The sequence below is a fragment of the Arsenophonus nasoniae DSM 15247 genome, assembly GCF_000429565.1.
Lineage (GTDB): Bacteria > Pseudomonadota > Gammaproteobacteria > Enterobacterales > Enterobacteriaceae > Arsenophonus > Arsenophonus nasoniae.
The window spans coordinates 1-20038 of sequence record NZ_AUCC01000055.1 but is presented as its reverse complement, the minus strand read 5'-3'; the positions used below and the strand labels follow the sequence as shown (position 1 = coordinate 20038).

The window sequence follows — 20038 nt, the reverse complement described above, 5'->3', positions numbered from 1 at the left end:
GGCACTGACATCGTCTATCTTGGTAATACCATACTGTTCCGCTGTTGTCTTAATATCGTTCTCTTTACCCGCTATTACATCCTTAATGATTGAATAACTGCTCTCTTTAGCCGTCTGTTTAAGCGTATTTTTTTCACCAGCAGTAACCTCGCCAATCTCTGCATTACCGTGTTTTTCCGCTGTTGTCTTAATATCGTTATCTTTACCCGCTATTACCTCCTTAATGATTGAATGACTGCTCTCTTTAGCCGTTTGTTTAAGCCTATTCTTTTCACCAGCAGTAACCTCGCCCATCTCTGCATTACCGTGTTTTTCCGCTGTTGTCTTAATATCGTTCTCTTTACCCGCTCTTACATGCTTAATGGTTGAATGGCCGCTCTCTTTAGCCGTCTGTTTAAGCGTATTTTTTTCACCAGCAGTAACCTCGCCCATCTCTGCATTACCGTGTTTTTCCGCTGTTGTCTTAATATCGTTCTCTTTACCCGCTCTTACATGCTTAATGGTTGAATGGCCGCTCTCTTTAGCCGTCTGTTTAAGCGTATTTTTTTCACCAGCAGTAACCTCGCCCATCTCTGCATTACCGTGTTTTTCCGCTGTTGCTGTAATATCGTTGCCTTTACCCGCTGTTACATGCTTAATGGTTGAATGGCCGCTCTCTTTAACTGTCTGTTTTATCGTATTGTCGGCATTGGCGGTAACATTACCTATCTGTGCTTCACCATGCTGTTTTGCTAGTAGCGTAATATTGTTCTTTTTATCAGCGGTGACATTGCCTATCCGCGACTTACCACCATCCGTGACGACTATATTAATGTTGTTAATACCTATAGTTGTTACTGCCCTTTCATTATCATTTATTATTACAGAGGGGTCGAATTTTAATTTTTGCTTTTTTTTATTTTTAATCTCTCCTTTTAATTTATAATTTCTGACTTTGAATCTATTTGTATCCATTATACAAACTCCACCATAAGATTTTATCTAATAAAAATAGGGAATGCGGAATAACTTTCGATTAATCCGAAATAATTAGTCGACAAAATTAAAATAAGTTAATTAATGCATAATTATTTATTGTTTAATTATGTCGAAAGCAATTATGAGTTAATTAATTTAATGTCACAATGAAGTTTGTCTGTAAATAAAAAAGTAAATTTATATAAAAAAATAATTAAATATAAAGCTAATTTAATCAGCTTATATTTAGTTTACTTTCATTATATATAATTATAAAAAAAAGACCGATAGGTCTTTTTTATCTTTTAATAATTAAACTAACCAAATAATGCCTTCCACCAGCTGGAAATTGTCACGACAATATAGTCCCATACTCGACTCAAAAATCCACCTTGATCTATCGCTTGTTTCACTACCAATGGACGTTTATCAATCAATTGATCGTTTAAAAAGAAATTAATTGTCCCTACCACCTGATTTTTTCTTAACGGCGCTTTGAGATAATCAGAGTTCAGGCTATAGGTCGTTTTTAAGTCTTGTTCTCTTCCTTTTGGGATGGTTATCGCTGCATCTTTTTCAGTTCCCAATAAAACCGTAGACCGATTACCATACCATACCTTTTCAGTCGTAAAGGGCTTATCTGCCGTTATAGGAATAACCGTTGTAAAAAAACGAAATCCCCAATTTAGCAGCTTTTCACTTTCGGTAAAACGAATGCGATCACTCCCTGCGCCCAACACCACAGCAATCAATCGCATCGGGCCATTCGTTGCCGATGTGATAAGATTATACCCTGCGCCACTAGTATGACCGGTCTTAACCCCATCCACCTGTAAGTTTTTGCTCCACAATAAACGATTGCGATTAAATTGCTTAATTTTATTGTAAGTAAACACTTTTTCGCCGTGTAATAGATACTCATCCGGTACATCTCTAATTAGAGCCTGGGTTAATATCGCCATATCATGGGCAGTACTGAATTGGCCTTCTGAATCCAAGCCGTGTACGGTCTTAAAATGCGTATTTTTTAATCCTAATGAGGTAACATACTGGTTCATGAGATCGACAAAAACAGTTTGACTACCGGCGACGTAATCCGCCAATGCAATACAAGCATCATTACCAGATTGAATGACAATACCACGATTTAAGTCCAGCACCGAAACCCTATCGCCCGGTTTTAAAAACATTAAAGAAGAGCCGTGTAAAACAGGATTACCTGTTGCCCAAGCATCTTCTCCCACAGTAACCAGATCATTAACACTAATTTTACCTGCTTTAATCGCTTGACCCACCACATAACTAGTCATAATTTTTGTTAAGCTAGCTGGATCTAAACGTTCATCTGGATTGTTGGCTGTTAAAACTTTGCCACTATGATAATCCATTAACACATAAGCTTTTACATCAAGTTGGGGGGTAACCTGCGGTCCATCAGCATAAACATTTATCGGGAAAACAAAAATAAATAATAGACTTAATCCATTTGTCAAACGGTTAATTTTTGTCATCAAGCTCTGTTTCATTATCGATCTCCCGCGCTTTCTGATTAAAATATATTAAGTATGCTACTATAAAGCGCTTATAACGATTAAAGTTAGCTAAAATGCATAAACAATATTGCTATCTTTGATCTGCCACACAAACTGAGGTAGGAAAATAGGTTGTTAACTGTTTCAATAAATAGAATTAAGGCAATATCAAATATTCGCCATAAACCAAAAAACCTACAATCTCGGACAAATAACTGCTCATAGATGGCATAAATAAATAAGCCCAAAACCCTTTATTAACTAATTTTTGGCGTCAAGCATCAATTTTACTGACAGTTTAGATGCCAAATAGATCTTGCAGTAAATTCTCTAATTATAGACTCATTGGCATATTACCAGGATCAGGGTAGTTATATTCGAATCCCAGCTCCCGGCAAATACGGCTGCCATCAATGATTTTGCCAGCAATAGGCATTGATTCAGAAATAAATTCCGGCGGTTGCAAGGCTACCTGTTGCGATGCCGTTGTATAATAAGATGATCTAATTGGATGTTCAGGTGCGCATAAATTATAAATATTGCCACCTTCTGGCCGCAATATTAATAACTTTATTGCAGTGATAATATCATCTTGGTGAATAAGATTAACCGGCTCATTTCCGCCTGTTAATGCTGTTTGGCCCGCTAAAAACCGTCCTGCATGTCGAGCTTCTCCCACTAAACCCGCTAGCCTAAGAATATCTACCGATATATTAGGTAATTGGTGTAACCAATTTTCTACCTCCACCAGCGTTTTACCTACCTCGGTATTAGGGTATAACTCCGCATCTTCATTCAAAGTTCCACTTTGTGCACCATATACTGAGGTTGAACTGGTAAAAATAATACGCGGTATAGTGTAGGAAAGCGCAGTATCAACTAAAAGTTGTACCGCCTTCAAATAGCCGATACCCCCTTCTGCCGTTTTATTTGCCGGTAACATAATAACCAGCACATCCGTAGCATTCATTAACTGCACCAGATCTTCGGCTTCACACTCAATATCTGGCGTAAGTAGTAGCTGGTAACAATCAATACCTGACATTCTTGCTGCATTTACACCATCTGGCGTAGTTTTACTACCAACCACATCCATTCCTGAGCGCATTAACTCAAGTGCCAAGGGTAATCCTAACCAGCCTAATCCAATGATAGCGACCTTCTTCATAAATCTCACCACCTCCGATCAACTTAGTAGTTACATTATACTTACCCTACTTATTAATATAATTCAAAGATCACAATTCTCTAACAATAATTAGTTATAACATAAAGACTACATTGCTGATTGGTAAATCGCGATCAAATCAGTCAAATTCGCCTGAACAGGATTAGTGATACCGGAAGCACTTTTTAATGCTGCTTTTGCTAATTTAGCTAAATCACTATCCTGTACATTCAATCGTCTCAGTCCTGACGGCAGCCCAAGATCACAATTTAGCCGCCTTATTTCAGCAATACAAGCTTCTGCACCACGTTGATCGGTCATATGAGCAATTCGAATCCCCATTGCACCCGCAATATTTTTTAACTTTTTTGCCACTAGCTTCAGATTAAAAGCTTGTACTTGAGGTAACAAAACGGCATTGCAAATTGTGAGTGGTTGATTATAAAAATGGCTCACTTGCCAGGCTAAAGTCTGTACATATCCCTGCGAAGCATTGTTAAAAGCCATACCCGCTAGAAACTGGGCATAAGCAATATTTTCATGAGCCTGTAAATCTAATGAATAATTAACCGCTCGGCGTAGAGCATTACTCAATATTTTGACAGCACTCAACGCACATGCATCAGTAACAGGATTAGCGGCTGTAGAAACATAAGCCTCAATGGCATAAGTTAAAGAGTTCATCCCTAATGCAGCAATGAATTCACTTGATAAACCCAGCATTAATTCCGGCTCAGTTACTGACAATAAGGGCGTAATGCGTGATCCGGCTATAGCCAAATTGATTAATTCATTCTTAGTTTGATCAAGCAGTGGATTAAAATTATCAATATTTGAGGCGGAAGTTGTATTAATGGTAATTAAAGGCCATGGTTTTTTAATATTATCACTAATAAAAATTGATTGATGAGATTGTAAATAAATCATTGCTTTTGCATAATCATAGGCAGCTCCCTCTCCAATTGAAACAATACAATCAATTTGCTGCTGTTCATAACAACCGAGCGACTGTTTTACGATTTCTAATGATGACACCAATTTTGCATCAGTAAAAAGATGACTTTTAATCTTATTATGTAAAAAAACTCTGGTTACTTTTTCAACCAGACCACTGTTCATTAAAAAAGGATCTGTCACTATAAGCACATGCTGATAACCATAATCCTTCATTAAATTTACCACATCGACTAAACATCCCCGGCCAATTTTATTGATAGTAGGAATGCAAAAAGTTGATGGCGGCATAATAATTATCCTTAAACTAAATAAAATAAAACAAATGAACTTATCGTGCTATCAAATAACAACCAAGCTATTTTTTCACAGTTAGAAATAAAAATCGCTTTATCAATCACTAAGTCAATTTACAGTTTTATAGTTTATTTATACTTTTAAACTAAACAGACTGATTTTATTTAATATTTTGGCATTAGTAAGCCATCAAGTAGGGTATCAAGCTTTTGCAAAACAAATAATAAAGGACTAAAAATAGAGAATGGCGAGGTAATTGAGGCTTCTTTTATATATAAATATGTCACTCAGATTAAAAATAAGTAATAAAATGCCTGAAAAAGCATAAAACGCTTTTTCAGGCAATGCCAAAAAATTTTGGCTAACTATCAAGAGAAGATAAATGAATTAATGTTATTTCTTTGAGTGATGGAATTGTGCCTTGGACAATAGGTTAAAAAGCTCGCCAATGCCATAAATTAATAACATAATTCCACCCATTACAATCGGCACCATACAGAGTGCAAAAAGCATACTTTTTAAAATATCCAGCATTAGATAGCCTCAGCAAAATAATAATTCATTCTATTAGTAAGATATAAACCTAATTAAATAGTAAACTTATAAGTTAGATTATTCTATTTATTTTTTATTTTGAAGACTAGCACTAAAAGTTTTCATTTTTTTACACCGATGGTAGGTTTAGTGACAGAAATTACTAAATTTTAAAATATTAATCTCTAGTAGCCGATATTTATTCGAAACAATAGATAAGTCTTTATTCTATTCACACTATTTGCTATAACAAAGGGCAATAAAAACAATATACCTGATAAGCGTGTTTAGGTTAATAAGGCTATTTTTAATAGATATTTTTTAACCTTAAAACTTCATGATTAACTATTTGCTGATGTGCGGCGGTTAAAATTACTCAACTTATATAAAATCTTCCCGTTCGTTCAAACAAGCAGCCCAATTAACGGTTATGAGTTATAAAAGCACCTGGCATGCAATAAACGAAATGAATCAAATCGCTGATAAAACCTTACTGGCTAGTGCTACCGGCGGTAAAGGTGGCGGTGGTACCGTTTTAACTCCCTACAGCGAACGTTTACTACAACGGTATGATTATTAAAACAAATCCAACAAAAAGCCTTTCATGGGTTAAATGAGGAAGATTTACCGTTCGATAGTTTACTGGCGGCAATTTCACGTTTTTCATTGCAAAATAGTGCGCGTAATCAATTCGTTGGTACTTTGAGCGAATATGATAGCCACTCAATTCAGCAAAATATCAAAGTTCAATTAACCAATAGTAACACCATTATAAATGCATCATTAACTAAGCAAAGGATCAAACGATTATAATTAACAGCCGGCAAAGAAGTTTTAATTTTGCGCAAAGCAGCCGCAATAAAATTATTGCCACCACAAACAGTAACAGCGGCAGCCGATAATAGCGTAACAGGAACGGGAGTTGATATTGAAAAAGATGAAAGAAATAGTGAACTGAAAATGAAACTAAAGGATGGATTATCACTTTGCTCTATTATGTCAAATCAAGCAATAGCAGAACAAAAGATAAAAATTGACAGTATGGTAACGGCGGTTTTTGCTGCTAACCAGATTATCGTCACAACATTACAATAATTGCCCATCTTAGCATCAGATTAATTTGATAAAATTTATTTTAACATATAAAAGCTTAATAAAATCAGTCAATAATTAAGCTTTTATAATAAAAATATAAAACAATGAGATTAATATTATACCGATAACAGCAAATTAACTATTTTTGATAGGAGTCAACTAACTTCTGTATTTTCTTTTTGGTGCTAACAAAATTATTATACTTTACCTTGGCACAGAGTAAATCAAGTTTGGTATTAAGTGCCATTGCTAACAGATTTTTTGAATCACTATCCATAATATTCTTATTGATATTCCAATATTTAATATCATCCATAATCATAACGTAATCTTTAATATATTTTTGATATTTAACGGGTTCTGTTTTTTTAAGTAGATTTAAGTGATCAATACATTCGTTGTTTGTTGAGGAAATAATAATTCCATTAAATAATATTCCAGATTTGTTGACTGGCGATTCAACTGCGGCTGTTTGGTTATCAATATTGCTATTTTTTTTAGCGAAACCCGCACATCCGGTCAACAACATAATAGCGAATAATACACTAAACAGATTTTTTTTATTGTACGTCATGTCATTGAATCCTAAAATATTATTTTCTTTTATCTACACGAAATCACAAATACTAAATTAACTGATAAAAGAAGTAAACAACTTTCTTATCTAACGATTAATAAAGCGATCTACCTCTCAGATTAATCACCATGGCTTTGAAATACAAGTTGCCATCCCTGGAGGGTTAACTTCGTCCTGATAACTTTTATTTCAGTCGAAATAGGTTTAATTTTGTTTGCTAATTAGAGTAACAATTTCATTTTTAGCAATCGATAAACCAAGTTAAAAATAATTAAAGCTACTTGTTAACAATTAAATATTTTCTCCATTCTATTATTTATCAATCCTGAATGCATATCCGTATGCATTCAGTTTTTACTAATTGATTTACTTAATTATCGTTACTTTGGTTCAGTATTAGTTATCTGATCAATAATACGGATCTCTCCAGTATTACCATCTAGTTCAAATACCTCCCACCATAAGCCTTCACCTGATGTTGGTATATCATATTGGCTGACTTGGGTACCACCATTTTTGTCTTTTTGGGCAACCACCACCTTGGCATGCGAAGTAGTAATTGCGGGGTCTTTGCTAAAATTATGAACTGCGTAACGATAACGCCCTGGGTTTAACTTTTTAATGGTGATGGTTTCAGGCCCAAAACCCTCTCTCGCATCTATGTCAAGAATTGCACTGCCATCTGGCGCCTTTTTATTACTAAAACTCACATGGAATCGATTGCCAGTATTCGTATCACCCCATAGATGGGAATCTAAATCTTTAGGGGTAGGACCCCATGATAAAATAATACGGGCATAATCATCCCCTAGCTCCGGTGACAAAATAATTTTCTGCAACTGTTTTTCTGGATCATTGATTCCAAGCTCATAATCAACAAAACCTTGCGCTTTGGTTTTGAGGGTATAAGGTTGCTCAATCAGATCTACGATAGTGAATTCTCCTTTGCTATCGCTGCGTGCCTCGTATTTAGCTTTAGAATTGCTATCTGAAGTGTAAAGTTTAATTTCTGCATTAGCGATCCCTTTACCATTTACCGCATTAACAACCGTCCCATTTAAATTAAACTTACGATAAAAATTGACTTTTTTATCTGCGACAATCGCTTCATCATCGCCTTTTTTGGCTGAAACCTGTACGCCAGCTACCGTAACAGTAGTACTGGTCAAGGTGATGCTAGCTTTACCCTCAGCATTAGTTTCACTCTCACCATTATTCGATAAGGTAACGTTATTACCCTTATTCTGTAACCATTTTAGGGTAATATTTGGTACTGGATTATCGTTGGCATCCTTGACCAACGCCGTAAAGGTAAAGTTATCACTGCCATTAGCCACTTTACTGGTATTATCGCCATCCAATGTCACCTGTTTTAATACCGCTGTTTTACTATCAGCTGTCAAAGTGACTTTAGTCTCGATAGCGAACTCTTTGTCATTAACCTTCACTTTAATGGTTGTCACACCAGCAGTTTTTCCTTTCAATTTAGCCGTGTAAATCCCTTTATCATTTTCTTTCACTTTATCGAATTCACTGTTCGCCAGGTTAGTTGTAAATTCAACTTTTTGGCCAGTAATCGGATTATTATTGGCATCCATCAATGTCAGGGTTAAGTTCGAGGTCTTTTCGCCATCAGCAACAATAGTGGTAGGATCGGCGACAAGCTTAGATTTCTCTACGCTTGGATTATCGCTATCTGGCGTTAAAGTCACTGTTACTGCTGCCGGAAAGTTTAACTCCAATTCATTGAATTTAACCGTAATGTTACTATTGCCCGCCTGGGTTCCAGTTAGTTTTGCTGTATAAACACCATTACTTTCCTCGATGATTTCGCTTACTTTGCTGTGTTCTAGGCTGGTATTAAACTTCACTTTTCCCTTATAACCGGTGATTGGATTAGCGTTAATATCGACTAAGCTTAACCTTAAGGTCGCACTATCTTTCCCATTAGCAACAATCGTAAGCGGTGTCGCAGTTAGCTTAGATTTCTCTAAACTTGGCTTACTGCTATCTGCGGTTAAAGTGACTTTAGCGCTATTCTTAATCTGCAATACTGCATCATTAACTTTAACTTCAATAGAGGCTTCACCAGCAGTTGTACCGATTAATTTAGCAGTATAGATCCCCTTTCCTTCATCCTTGATTTCTTTTGCATGACTATTGTTCAGGTTACTGTTGAACTCGACTTTCTGACCTGCTAGCGGATTATCGTTCACATCTAACAATGTCAATCTTAATGTCGAATAGGTTTCACCGTCAGCAACAATCGTTGTCGGCTCAGCTTCTAATTTAGAGTTATTCTCACCCGGTTTGCTGTTATCGGCGGTTAATGTTACTTTAGCGGTATTCTTAATCTGCAATACTGCATCATTAACTATAACGTCAATAGAGGCTTCACCAGCGGTAGTACCGGTTAATTTAGCGGTATAGATCCCCTTCCCTTCGTCCTTGATTTCTTTCACATGACTATTCTTTAAGTTACTGTTGAACTCAACTTTCTGACCAGCGATCGGATTACCATTTACATCTTTCAAAGTTAATTTCAAGGTTGATGCGTCTACACCATTAGCAACAATCATTGCAGGTTCGACTTCTAACTTAGAATGGTCGCCTCCAGGGTGACTACTATCGGCGATTAAGGTTACAGCAGTTTTCTTACCAACCAATAGTTCACCATTAACACCAACACTAATTGTGGCTTGACCGGCTTTTTTACCAACTAAAAGTGCTTCATACACTCCATTACCTTTGTCGGTCACCTTCCCAATCTGGCTACCTGCCAAGTTATGCTCAAACGTTACACCTTGCCCCGCAATTGGATTACCGTTAACGTCTTTCAATTCCAACGTTATTGTTGAAGATATTTTACCATCAGCAACAATACTTGTAGGATTGGCGACTAAATTTGATTTTTCAGCACTCGGTTGAGTACTATCAGCAATCAACGTGACTTTTACCATTTGACTTACATTTAATGATTTACCATTGACTTCAACACCAACAGTAGTTTCTCCCGCTGTCGTTCCGGTCAATTTTGCGGTATAAACGCCGTTACTCTCCTCCGTTACTCCTACTATTTCGCTATTTACCAGACTAGTGTTAAATTTCACTTTATCTTTCAGACCAGGAATGGCATTACCGTTAATATCCTTTAAGGTTAATTTTACCGTTGAAACTGCCTTTCCATTAGCCACAATGCGAGTAGGATTAGCTTCTAGTTTCGATTTATCAGCGCCAAGTTTACTGCTATCCGCAGTCAATGTAATAATAACTGGAGTTACATTTAACACAACATCATTGACTGTAACACCAATAGTAGTTTCTCCTGCCATTGTTCCTGTTAGTTTCGCGCTATAAACACCACTATTTTCCTCTACGATTTCATCAAATTTGCTATTTGCCAAACTGGTACTAAATCGCACCTTAGCTTTATGGCCAGTAATCGGATTACCATTAACATCCTTTAAGGTTAGTTTTACGGTTGAAAAATCCGTTCTATTAGCCACAATGTGGTTAGGATCAGCGGCTAGTTTCGATTTATCGGCGCCAGGTTTTGTACTATCAGCAATCAAAGTGACTTTTGTCGCCTCTTTCATATTTAGTGCGCTACCATTAACTTTAACACCAATCGTTGTTTCGCCAGCCTGAGTACCTGTAAGTGTTGCGCTATAAACGCCTTCACTGGTTTCTTTTGCTGTAGTTATCTGACTATTTGCTAAACTACTAGTAAAATCAATTTGCTGACCGCCAATTAAGTTATCATTAGTATCTTTTAGTACTAAAGTAACAGTGGAAGTAGCCACGCCATTAGCTACAATAGTAGTAGGAACAGCGGTTAATTTGGATTTCTCACCACTTACATTACCACTATCAGCGGCTAAAACGACTATTACAGGACTAACTGTTAACAGCTTACCGGCAACTTCAACACTGATTTCAGTCTTGCCGGCTTTAGTCCCGGTTAATGGTGCAATATATATACCACTACTACTTTCCGTTACCTGACCTATACTACTATTAGCTAACGAGGTATTAAATTTCACTGTTTGGCCAGCAATCAAATTACCATTAACATCCTGCAGCGTCAGTTTCAATGTTGAAACTGACTTACCATTAGCAACAATTCTGTCAGGTTTGGCTTCCAGTTTAGATTTAACTGGGCTTGGGTTTTCACTATCTGCGATTAAAACTACTTTTACGGTCTTATTTTTCAACACTGAACCATTAATTTTAACACCAATGATGCTTTCTCCAGCAGTGGTGCCGGTTAATTCGGCGCTGTAAACACCTTTAGCAGTCTCCTTTATGTTATTAATGTGACTATTAACTAAACTAGTGGTAAAGGTCACTTTATCACCACTAATAGGATTGCCCTGCGGATCCTTCAGTTCAAGTGTTAAGTTAGCTACCGCTTTACCATTAGCAACAATTGTTGCGGGTTGAGCAGTTAATAACGATTTTTCTGCACTTGGACGACCAGTGGCAAAGGTAACCGACTGCTTTTCTTCCTTACCATTAACTTCAGCGGTAATTTCACTTTTACCCGCTTTAGTACTGGTAACGCCAATAATCAGCTCTCCCCGTTGGTTAGTATTCGCGCTTCCACCATTGTCAATTATTGCGCCATCGGTTGCGGTTAGAACAACTGGCATATTCTCGACTGTATTACCATGTTCATCAGTTACTAATGCATACAGCGTATTTTTTTCTTTACCATCGGCTAATGCTTTATCTCTGGTAACCGTTAATTTGGCAATCTGAGCTGAATTTCGATCAGCACTAAACTTGAGCGAGCTATGTTTATAATTACCATTTTCCATCGTTGCGGTGATCTTGCCTTCCCCCGCTACTTTGCTGCTTATATAAATAACTGCTTTTCCTTGGTTATCGGTAGTTGCTGTTATCCCCTTTCCATTGCTAGCACTTTGAGTACCGCTAAACAATGTTACACCCGATTGACCATTGGGTTGTTTTAGACCATCGACGTGGAAAGTAATAACTTGTTGAGGTAATGGTTGCCCATGTTCATTAGTGATGACTGCGGTAGTGGTAAAACGATCCTGATTATTAGCAGGTAAAGTGGCATTAGGCTCGACAATCAAATCATTAACCACATTCTTGGAAGGTTTTACTCGTATTATGGTTGTGGCTCTGTTCGATTCATTGTCATTATTATCTATCCCCACCGCACTGATTTGATATTCTTGCGCAGCATTACTCTGTGTCTTATAAACATAAGCCGGCAAAATAATTTCCAATTGGGTTGGTGAAATAATCTGATAACTACCACCATTGGCAATAAAATTAGGCGAGACTGTCCAGTTGATTTTTTTCAAACCATATTTGGTTTTATTGATGGTAGCAGGAATAATCAACGTTTCTTTTGCTTCCGCTCGCATTTCAGCGGGCAAAGAAATATTAATTAATTCTTGTTTGCGATATTGCATAACAATATCATAATTTCGATCGACAAAATCATACTTATTGCCAACCAAACTACGCATAACATCAACCGCATCAGGATCTAACTGTTGTGACAAAGGCACACCAAAGCGATAAATAATATCCATACCAACCATAGTGTCATTACGATCACCGGCCGCATGCTCCCCTTTCAAGGTTATTAATGGTATGGGTGTGTAATTTATGCCTAATGTTAATGCATAAGGATCGTCTTTTAATTTATCGGGATCGACACCGGTACCAAGATGAACACCTTTGCCAAAATATTTTTCATATTTAATACTACCACCCAATTTAGGGTAAGTCGGTAAATAGGCTTCTGCACGAACATCAAAGCCGGTTGCTGGACGCTCATCATAATCATCCATTATAAATATCTTTGATTGGTGCCAATCAGTTAAGCCAAAATAGCCATTAGCCGCTAATTTTAGATAATCTGTCCAAGCTTCACCGCCTAGACCTAAGCGGGCATTACCTCCGGTGTAATCATAGTCATAGAAAGTATTAATGCCATACATCCAATCGCCCCAATATTGGCGATAACCTAACCCCAAATTTAGAGTATTTCTATCTTTATTTGTTCTTAAACCTAATTGGGTAAAAAGCAGACTATTTATACTATCTATAACAGGTAATAAAAAATCACCAGTAAATGTTCTATCGCTGCTGATAGAAACACGAGCGCTACCATACTGAGTTAACCAATCATTTAGTCGCTGGTTAACTAATCCTTCAGCAATATTTTTTGCATAACCGATAGAAGCATCAATTGCATTTCTATTGGCTAAAATATTACCAACTTGGCTGGCAATGGAAGCTAAAGCTTGATCTGTATTGTCTTCAGTGGGGGCTTCAGTTCCACCTAAATTAGGTAAAATAGGATTAATTGTCTCGGCACTATTAGCCTTAATTTCAAGGCTGGGTGGCATTTCTAACGGATAATGTCCTGAACTTAAGCGTTCAGAAGGAAATAGAGAGATTTCACCCTGAGATAATGATGCGACACTATCTTTCGTAACGTTATCATTACTCTCTTTGGCATCATTCATTAAGGATTGAATCCCTGAGATAGTATCAGCCATCTCAGCATTTTCGACTGCATTTGCTATTGATATAGAAGAGAAAAATAAGGGGAAAAATAATTGTATTAAAAGCAGCCCGTGCGCGATTATTTTCCTTCCATTGGATGAAAAAGGCGTCATAATTAATTTACTCTAACAAGTACATTCATAGTAAGAAACCACCTTCAATTAATTAAAGGTGGTAGAACAACAATAATATTTAAATACTTGATAACGCTTTAACTTTTTCTTTTACGCTTTGAAAACCAGAGAATTGAACTTTTGAGCATAGCGTGTCTAATTTAGTGCTCAAGGTCATAGATAATAATTCTTTTGAATCTTTATCCATAATATTCTTATTAACATTTAAAAACGTATAATCTCTGCTGATTTTATTATAATCATTAGAATATTGTTGGTATTTACCACCATTAGCTTCTTTTAAAAAATTAAAACGATCAACACATTCATTATTTGACGAGGCAATAGTAATACCATCAAATAACATACCTTTTTTTTCTATATAATTTCGCGCAGGAATACTACTTTGATTGTTGACAATAGGCGCGCCGTTTTTATTAGTTTGACTCGCTGTCTTATCATTTACTTTATTATTCATCTTTTTTGACACAGGTACAGAACAAGCATTTAATAAAAACATAGCACCAAATACTAAAGCGCACTTTTGGAAATTAACATTCATAACAAAGCCTTTATTCAATTACGTAGCTAATTAACAAGCTCCATTAAGGAGCCATTTCGAGTGATCCAAACTAATAATTCAGTACTACACAACATCATAAAAATGATAGAAAAAAGTAGTACTAGTTTTTTAATAAAAAAAGATAATCGTTTCGACATATAAAAGTGAATTCTTAAAATTTTATTAATAATAAAGTAAAGTAAAAATGCTCACTTTTAATAAAGTAAAATATTGAATAACTATTAGTCATAGATAAACTATATTTATAAATAATTTGATAGCGGTTAAATTATATTCAAATATAAATTATTTAAAATTTTCAACAACACGTATTCTCATCAAATAGATGATTAGATTAAAGTATGAACTAAAACAAAAAAACAAGAATAAATTCTATAAGTTAAGCTTGTAGTGAGTGAAATGATATATATAAATATTAAAACGGCAAATCGTTTTAATCGATCATAAGTCAAATATCAATAGATAAAAACTATCAATCTTTAACTTACGATCGTTTTTCCCAATGAATTAAATTAATAAAAATCAATAAGATATAAAAAATGAAAACATTTAGATACATATTTAATTATAGTTTAACTATACAGAGATTACAAAATTACATATTATTCGTTTTAAAACTAATATAGAAAATAAAATTAAATGATATTGCAAAATAAATCATTATGAATACAACTAAATAAAAACAACTTAATAACAAATTACTTTGAATATTCTCAATAACTACCAGGTATTGAATAAGGTACTTTACAAGCTATAAATTAATAATCACTAAACGAATATTTTATTTAATCGATTTGGAAAGATACTTAATATATGGAAATATAACATACTGATTGGTATTTTTAATATACTAATTGTCTTATTCTATTTTGTGCCTGAAACTAACGGAAAAGTTTCTCTTATAAAAGGAAAATTGGAGCCATAAGGCTCCATTTTTTTAATCTGTTGTTACAAATATAAATATACACACATGATTTTAAAATAGTTATATAATATTGCTAAAATCTATTATTAATGATTTATTTACATCTCTATTCTATCTATTGTCTGTCAGATTAAATATTTAATTTCTCCAATCTCAGTTTTTATTAATTTATCACATAAATAATTAACATAAATTTCACTTATTTTACTGAAAAGTTTATTTTAGCAAATAATTCATTATCTTTAGCGCTTAGTATTTTGTTGTCATAGATAAAACCAATTTCAATAATAGGCAAACTCAATATCAAAACGCTCCTATTATTTGTCATATCGGTTCAACTCTATTTTTAAGTAACAAATTTATCTGGCTAACGCTATTTTAATATTACTACACTTAAATAATACTTATTTATATAAACAAAAAAAGACTATTTTTTGCGCGTTTTAGCAACCACTTGAATGCTAGGCTGGTTAGATTCGGGTAGATCTTGGTCAACAATTTCAAAACGAAAACAGTTATATTTGGTATTCAGTTTCATGGATAATATAATAATTCAGATCGATTTTAATGAATGTATCAATAGGAGTTTAAACTATGGCAGTAACTAAGCTGGTTCTTGTAAGACACGGCGAAAGCGAATGGAATAAAGAAAACCGGTTCACTGGCTGGACTGATGTTGAACTTTCCGATAAGGGTCGCGAAGAAGCAACAGAGGCAGGCCAGCTATTAAAAAAAGAAGGTTTTGTTTTTGACTATGCTTATACATCTGTTTTAAAACGTGCCATTCATACATTGTGGAACATTTTAGATCAAATAGATCAACAGTGGCTTCCCGTTGAAAAAAATTGGCGGCTTAATGAACGTCATTATGGTGCGCTACAAGGTTTAGATAAAGCAGAAACAGCAGCAAAATATGGTGACGATCAAGTTAAATTATGGCGTCGTGGCTTTAAAATTACACCACCAGAATTAACCAAAGATGACTCTCGTTACCCTGGCAATGATCCTCGTTATGCAAATTTGCAACCCTCAGAGCTCCCTGTCACTGAAAGTCTTGCTACCACAATTGAACGTGTTGTCCCTTATTGGCAAGAGGTGATTGAACCTAGAGTTAAAAAAGGTGAAAAAGTCATTATTGCTGCTCACGGTAATTCATTGCGGGCATTAGTTAAACATCTGGATAAGATGAGTGAAGACGAGATCCTTGAACTTAATATTCCAACCGCTGTGCCACTGGTCTATGAATTTGATGAAAATATGCAACCTATTAGGCACTACTATCTTGGTGATCAAGCTGAGATAGCCGCTAAAGCGGCCGCTGTTGCTAATCAAGGTAAAGCAAAATAATTAAATTGCATTTATAAGTATAAGGCCACTTTGTGGCCTTATTAATTATGAATTTAGATGCGCTTTTTACGACGTATTCGTACAGCTTCAGCTAAACGATTTAATAATTTTTCACTATCTTGCCAACCAATACAAGCGTCTGTCACACTTTTACCATACGCTAACGGTTTATTTATACTTATATCTTGATTTCCTTCAACAAGATGACTTTCAACCATTACTCCAATGATTGCTTTTTCACCATGACGTATTTGATTAGCAACTTCTTCAGCCACTTCAAGCTGTTTTTTATATTGTTTACAGCTATTTGCATGACTAAAATCAATCATAATTTGGGCTGTTAAGCCTGATTTTTGCAAACTTTCTTTAACGGCCTGTATATCTGATTCACTATAGTTAGGCTTTTTACCGCCACGCAAAATAATATGGCAATCGAGATTACCGCTAGTATTTACAATTGCTGAGTGACCCCATTTAGTAACCGATAAAAAACAGTGAGTCGCTTTAGCCGCATTAATTGCATCGATAGCCACTTTTATTGTTCCATCGGTACCATTTTTAAAGCCTACCGGGCAAGAGAGACCGGATGCTAATTCACGATGAACTTGAGATTCCGTAGTCCGAGCACCAATCGCTCCCCAACTGGTAAGATCAGCCACATATTGAGGCGTAATCATATCAAGAAATTCACCCGCTGTCGGTAAGCCTAAATTATTAATGGTTACCAATAAATTACGTGCAATACGCAATCCTTCATTAATATCAAAACTGTTATCCATATAAGGATCATTAATTAAACCTTTCCAGCCAACAGTCGTACGTGGTTTTTCAAAATAAACACGCATAACAATTTCTAGATCATCTTTCAACTCATCGTGAATTCTTTTTAGTCGTTGTGCATATTCAATCGCAGCTTTTGGATCATGAATTGAACATGGACCAATAACAACCAAAAGCCTGTCATCCTTACCAGTTAGAATTTGATGTATTGATTCACGCGCTGTTTGAACTGTCAAAGCGGCTTTATCGGTTGCCGGAAATTTTTCTAGTAATGCAACTGGAGGCAATAACTCTTTTATCTGTTTAATTCTAATGTCATCATTCTTATAAGTCATCTTTTCTGCTCAATGTATCGCTTGTTGGACAATATATTCTCTAAAAATAAATAAAAGATGAACTCAATTTAACCTCTAGGGATATAAGAGTAAATATGTTCTCATATTTATAATATAAATATTTAATAACAATATATAATACAATATAAAATTTTTAAGCCTAAATTTTAAATATATTATACGGTTATACTAAGATAAGTAACAATTAACCGGCTAAAAATATCGAACCATTTTCTTTAGCTGATCGACGCCAAAGTCGAAAACCATTGATTGAAATACCGAGTAACATCAAATATTCGAATGACATCGCTAAAACACCTTGCAAGTAAAAAATAACAACACTAATAATATTGATAATAATCCACAGTAACCAGTTTTCAGCATATTTTCGTGTCATTAATACCATAGCAATAATGGATAGTACCATCATTGTTGAATCCCAAAAAGGAAATGCATCGGGCTCTATTTGTACCGGTTCAATATGAAAACCTAATAAATGTGCGATGTCCCAAGTAACATGGGCAAGAAAAATAAATACTTTATCAATGTTAAAACTTAATAGCAGCGTTGAAATAATAGCGATAAATAAAGTTATCACGACTTTCGAAAAACTCATCCAGCGGATTTTAAGTCTTACTTCATGATAAGCATCTACTCGACTCCAAGCGTACCAACCATATGTATTTGCTGCGAAAAAGAAAATTTGTAACAACAAGCTAGCATACAATTGAATTTGAAAAAAAATAACAGCAAATAATGTAACGTTTATTAGACCAAAAAAATAATTAATAATTTTTTCTTGGCTAGCAAGCCAAATGCATAAAAATCCAGCTATCGTGGCCACGGCTTCAATATAAGATAAATTATAACCATTGCTGCCAAGAGCAATATGTACCATAGTATTACTAGTATTGAAAAACTCCATTCCTATTACCCTATTAACACTTATAATTCAGCGACTTAATATTAGCAGCAAACGACAACATTCGCTCCAAAGGCTTAAATGCTCTCTCCCTTAATTCATCATTAATAAAGATTTCATGTAATTCACCTTCTTTTTTTAATCCTTGTTCAATAGTTTTTAAGCTATTCATTGCCATCCAAGGACAATGTGCACAAGTACGACAGAACGCACTTTCACCTGCCGTTGGCGCAATATAAAATGATTTGTCTGGACATGCTTGCTGCATTTTATAAAAAATACCTTTCTCCGTTGCCACAATTATTTGCTGATTAGACAAATTTTGTGCAGCTTGAATCAATTGACCGGTTGAGCCAACTACATCCGCAAAATCGACAACAGCTGCTGGGGATTCTGGATGCGCTAATATTGCCGCATCAGGATACAACATTTTCATTTTCTTCAAGGCTTGAATTTTGAATTCATCATGTACAATACAAGTAGCTTGCCAGCAAAGGATATCTGCCCCGGTTTTTCTTTGTACATAATTACCTAAATGTCGATCCGGCGCCCAGATAATTTTTTGTCCTTGACTATCTAAATAGTCAATTAATTCAACTGCAATACTGGAAGTTACAACCCAGTCAGCTCTAGCCTTAACAGCGGCAGAAGTATTTGCATAAACAACCACTGTTCGCTCTGAATGTTGATCACAAAATTCTGCAAACGGCTTTGCGGGACACCCTAAGTCTAACGAGCACTCCGCTTTCAATGTTGGCATTAATATTTTTTTTTCAGGATTTAAGATCTTGGCCGTTTCTCCCATAAATCTAACTCCAGCAACAACTAAAGTCGATGCGGGATGTAGTGAGCCAAAACGTGCCATTTCCAGTGAATCAGCTACACAACCACCGGTTTCTTCGGCTAGAGCTTGAACGTCAGGATCAGTATAATAATGCGCGACTATAACCGCATTTCTCTTTTCCAACAATAGCTTAATAGATTGTTTACAATGTTTTTTTTCACTAGCCGTCAAAGGTGTTAATTTAGTAGGAAATGGATAACTGGCTAAATTGAAATCAATAAAATTAGACATTTTTCACTCACTTGTTTAGTATTTATATTCAAAATAATCATTTTTAGCAAAAAAAACTATTTATTCGCTTATTTTGTTTCCTATGCTAAACAAGATAATCAATATTTAAAATTTTGTCGCTTAATTTTTTACTATAAAATTGCAATAGATAACCGATTTATCCATTTGGTAAAAACCAATACTCTTTTTCAACCACATTCAGTATTCAAATAATATGAAATTAGCTTTTGGCTGAAATAGTAGGAATATGTTTAGATGGTGGGTCGTACAGGATTACTCGGCCTACGGCCTC

12 protein-coding genes and 1 pseudogene are annotated in these 20038 nt (G+C 35.3%); 2 read left to right on the top strand and 11 right to left on the bottom strand.

Translation table 11 applies throughout. The features are described from left to right. The 5 genes from G468_RS0111495 to G468_RS22975 form a co-directional block, all read right to left on the bottom strand. On the bottom strand, nt 1–954 hold a 954-nt coding region (locus G468_RS0111495; protein WP_026823251.1), incomplete at its 3' end, for a hypothetical protein. 320 nt (nt 955–1274) lie between these two features. Then, nucleotides 1275–2483, bottom strand: a complete 1209-nt coding sequence (locus G468_RS0111490) for a serine hydrolase (protein ID WP_026823250.1) — start codon at nt 2481–2483, stop codon at nt 1275–1277. Nucleotides 2484–2823: 340 nt separating this feature from the next. Further along, nucleotides 2824–3657 (bottom strand): SDR family oxidoreductase, encoded by an 834-nt coding sequence (locus tag G468_RS0111485; protein ID WP_026823249.1) that lies wholly within the window; start codon nt 3655–3657, stop codon nt 2824–2826. 108 nt (nt 3658–3765) lie between these two features. Continuing rightward, the gene (locus G468_RS0111480) at nt 3766–4902 is read right to left on the bottom strand and encodes an iron-containing alcohol dehydrogenase (protein ID WP_026823248.1); all 1137 of its coding nucleotides are present in this window, start codon (nt 4900–4902) and stop codon (nt 3766–3768) included. A 399-nt stretch (nt 4903–5301) separates the two neighbouring features. Further along, the gene (locus G468_RS22975; protein ID WP_026823247.1) at nt 5302–5442 is read right to left on the bottom strand and encodes an AcrZ family multidrug efflux pump-associated protein; all 141 of its coding nucleotides are present in this window, start codon (nt 5440–5442) and stop codon (nt 5302–5304) included. 357 nt (nt 5443–5799) lie between these two features. On the opposite strand from G468_RS22975, the pseudogene G468_RS20675 reads away from it, so the two are divergent. Then, nucleotides 5800–6537 (top strand): annotated as a pseudogene (locus G468_RS20675) (TOBE domain-containing protein). 139 nt (nt 6538–6676) lie between these two features. On the opposite strand, the gene G468_RS20670 reads toward G468_RS20675, so the two are convergent. From G468_RS20670 to G468_RS0111450, 3 genes are all read right to left on the bottom strand, one after another. Continuing rightward, nucleotides 6677–7111 (bottom strand): DUF4041 domain-containing protein, encoded by a 435-nt coding sequence (locus tag G468_RS20670; protein WP_051297063.1) that lies wholly within the window; start codon nt 7109–7111, stop codon nt 6677–6679. Between the two features lie 383 nt (nt 7112–7494). Then, the gene (locus tag G468_RS20665; protein ID WP_081700672.1) at nt 7495–13779 is read right to left on the bottom strand and encodes an invasin domain 3-containing protein; all 6285 of its coding nucleotides are present in this window, start codon (nt 13777–13779) and stop codon (nt 7495–7497) included. A 79-nt stretch (nt 13780–13858) separates the two neighbouring features. After that, the gene (locus tag G468_RS0111450; RefSeq protein ID WP_026823245.1) at nt 13859–14341 is read right to left on the bottom strand and encodes a hypothetical protein; all 483 of its coding nucleotides are present in this window, start codon (nt 14339–14341) and stop codon (nt 13859–13861) included. 1540 nt (nt 14342–15881) lie between these two features. On the opposite strand from G468_RS0111450, the gene gpmA reads away from it, so the two are divergent. Further along, complete coding sequence (gene gpmA, locus G468_RS0111445; protein WP_026823244.1) at nt 15882–16634, top strand: 2,3-diphosphoglycerate-dependent phosphoglycerate mutase; 753 nt, start codon at nt 15882–15884, stop codon at nt 16632–16634. Between the two features lie 53 nt (nt 16635–16687). Here gpmA and aroG read toward each other — a convergent pair whose 3' ends face one another. The 3 genes from aroG to nadA all read right to left on the bottom strand — a co-directional run bounded on the left by aroG (nt 16688) and on the right by nadA (nt 19746). After that, nucleotides 16688–17749, bottom strand: a complete 1062-nt coding sequence (gene aroG / locus G468_RS0111440) for a 3-deoxy-7-phosphoheptulonate synthase AroG (protein ID WP_026823243.1) — start codon at nt 17747–17749, stop codon at nt 16688–16690. A gap of 205 nt (nt 17750–17954) precedes the next feature. Continuing rightward, a complete protein-coding gene (pnuC, locus tag G468_RS0111435) occupies nt 17955–18674 on the bottom strand; it encodes a nicotinamide riboside transporter PnuC (protein ID WP_026823242.1) in 720 nt (239 codons plus the stop codon). A gap of 13 nt (nt 18675–18687) precedes the next feature. Beyond that, nucleotides 18688–19746 (bottom strand): quinolinate synthase NadA, encoded by a 1059-nt coding sequence (nadA, locus tag G468_RS0111430; protein ID WP_026823241.1) that lies wholly within the window; start codon nt 19744–19746, stop codon nt 18688–18690. Between the last annotated feature and the right edge of the window lie 292 nt (nt 19747–20038).

What these genes read in the sequence shown, in the direction of transcription:
- gpmA (WP_026823244.1), top strand. Translation starts at nt 15,882, where the DNA reads ATGGCAGTAACTAAGCTGGTTCTTGTAAGACACGGCGAAAGCGAATGG.
- aroG (WP_026823243.1), bottom strand. Translation starts at nt 17,749, where the DNA reads ATGACTTATAAGAATGATGACATTAGAATTAAACAGATAAAAGAGTTA.
- pnuC (WP_026823242.1), bottom strand. Translation starts at nt 18,674, where the DNA reads ATGGAGTTTTTCAATACTAGTAATACTATGGTACATATTGCTCTTGGC.
- G468_RS22975 (WP_026823247.1), bottom strand. Translation starts at nt 5,442, where the DNA reads ATGCTGGATATTTTAAAAAGTATGCTTTTTGCACTCTGTATGGTGCCG.
- G468_RS0111480 (WP_026823248.1), bottom strand. Translation starts at nt 4,902, where the DNA reads ATGCCGCCATCAACTTTTTGCATTCCTACTATCAATAAAATTGGCCGG.
- G468_RS0111450 (WP_026823245.1), bottom strand. Translation starts at nt 14,341, where the DNA reads ATGAATGTTAATTTCCAAAAGTGCGCTTTAGTATTTGGTGCTATGTTT.
- G468_RS20665 (WP_081700672.1), bottom strand. Translation starts at nt 13,779, where the DNA reads ATGACGCCTTTTTCATCCAATGGAAGGAAAATAATCGCGCACGGGCTG.
- G468_RS0111485 (WP_026823249.1), bottom strand. Translation starts at nt 3,657, where the DNA reads ATGAAGAAGGTCGCTATCATTGGATTAGGCTGGTTAGGATTACCCTTG.
- G468_RS0111490 (WP_026823250.1), bottom strand. Translation starts at nt 2,483, where the DNA reads ATGAAACAGAGCTTGATGACAAAAATTAACCGTTTGACAAATGGATTA.
- G468_RS20670 (WP_051297063.1), bottom strand. Translation starts at nt 7,111, where the DNA reads ATGACGTACAATAAAAAAAATCTGTTTAGTGTATTATTCGCTATTATG.
- nadA (WP_026823241.1), bottom strand. Translation starts at nt 19,746, where the DNA reads ATGTCTAATTTTATTGATTTCAATTTAGCCAGTTATCCATTTCCTACT.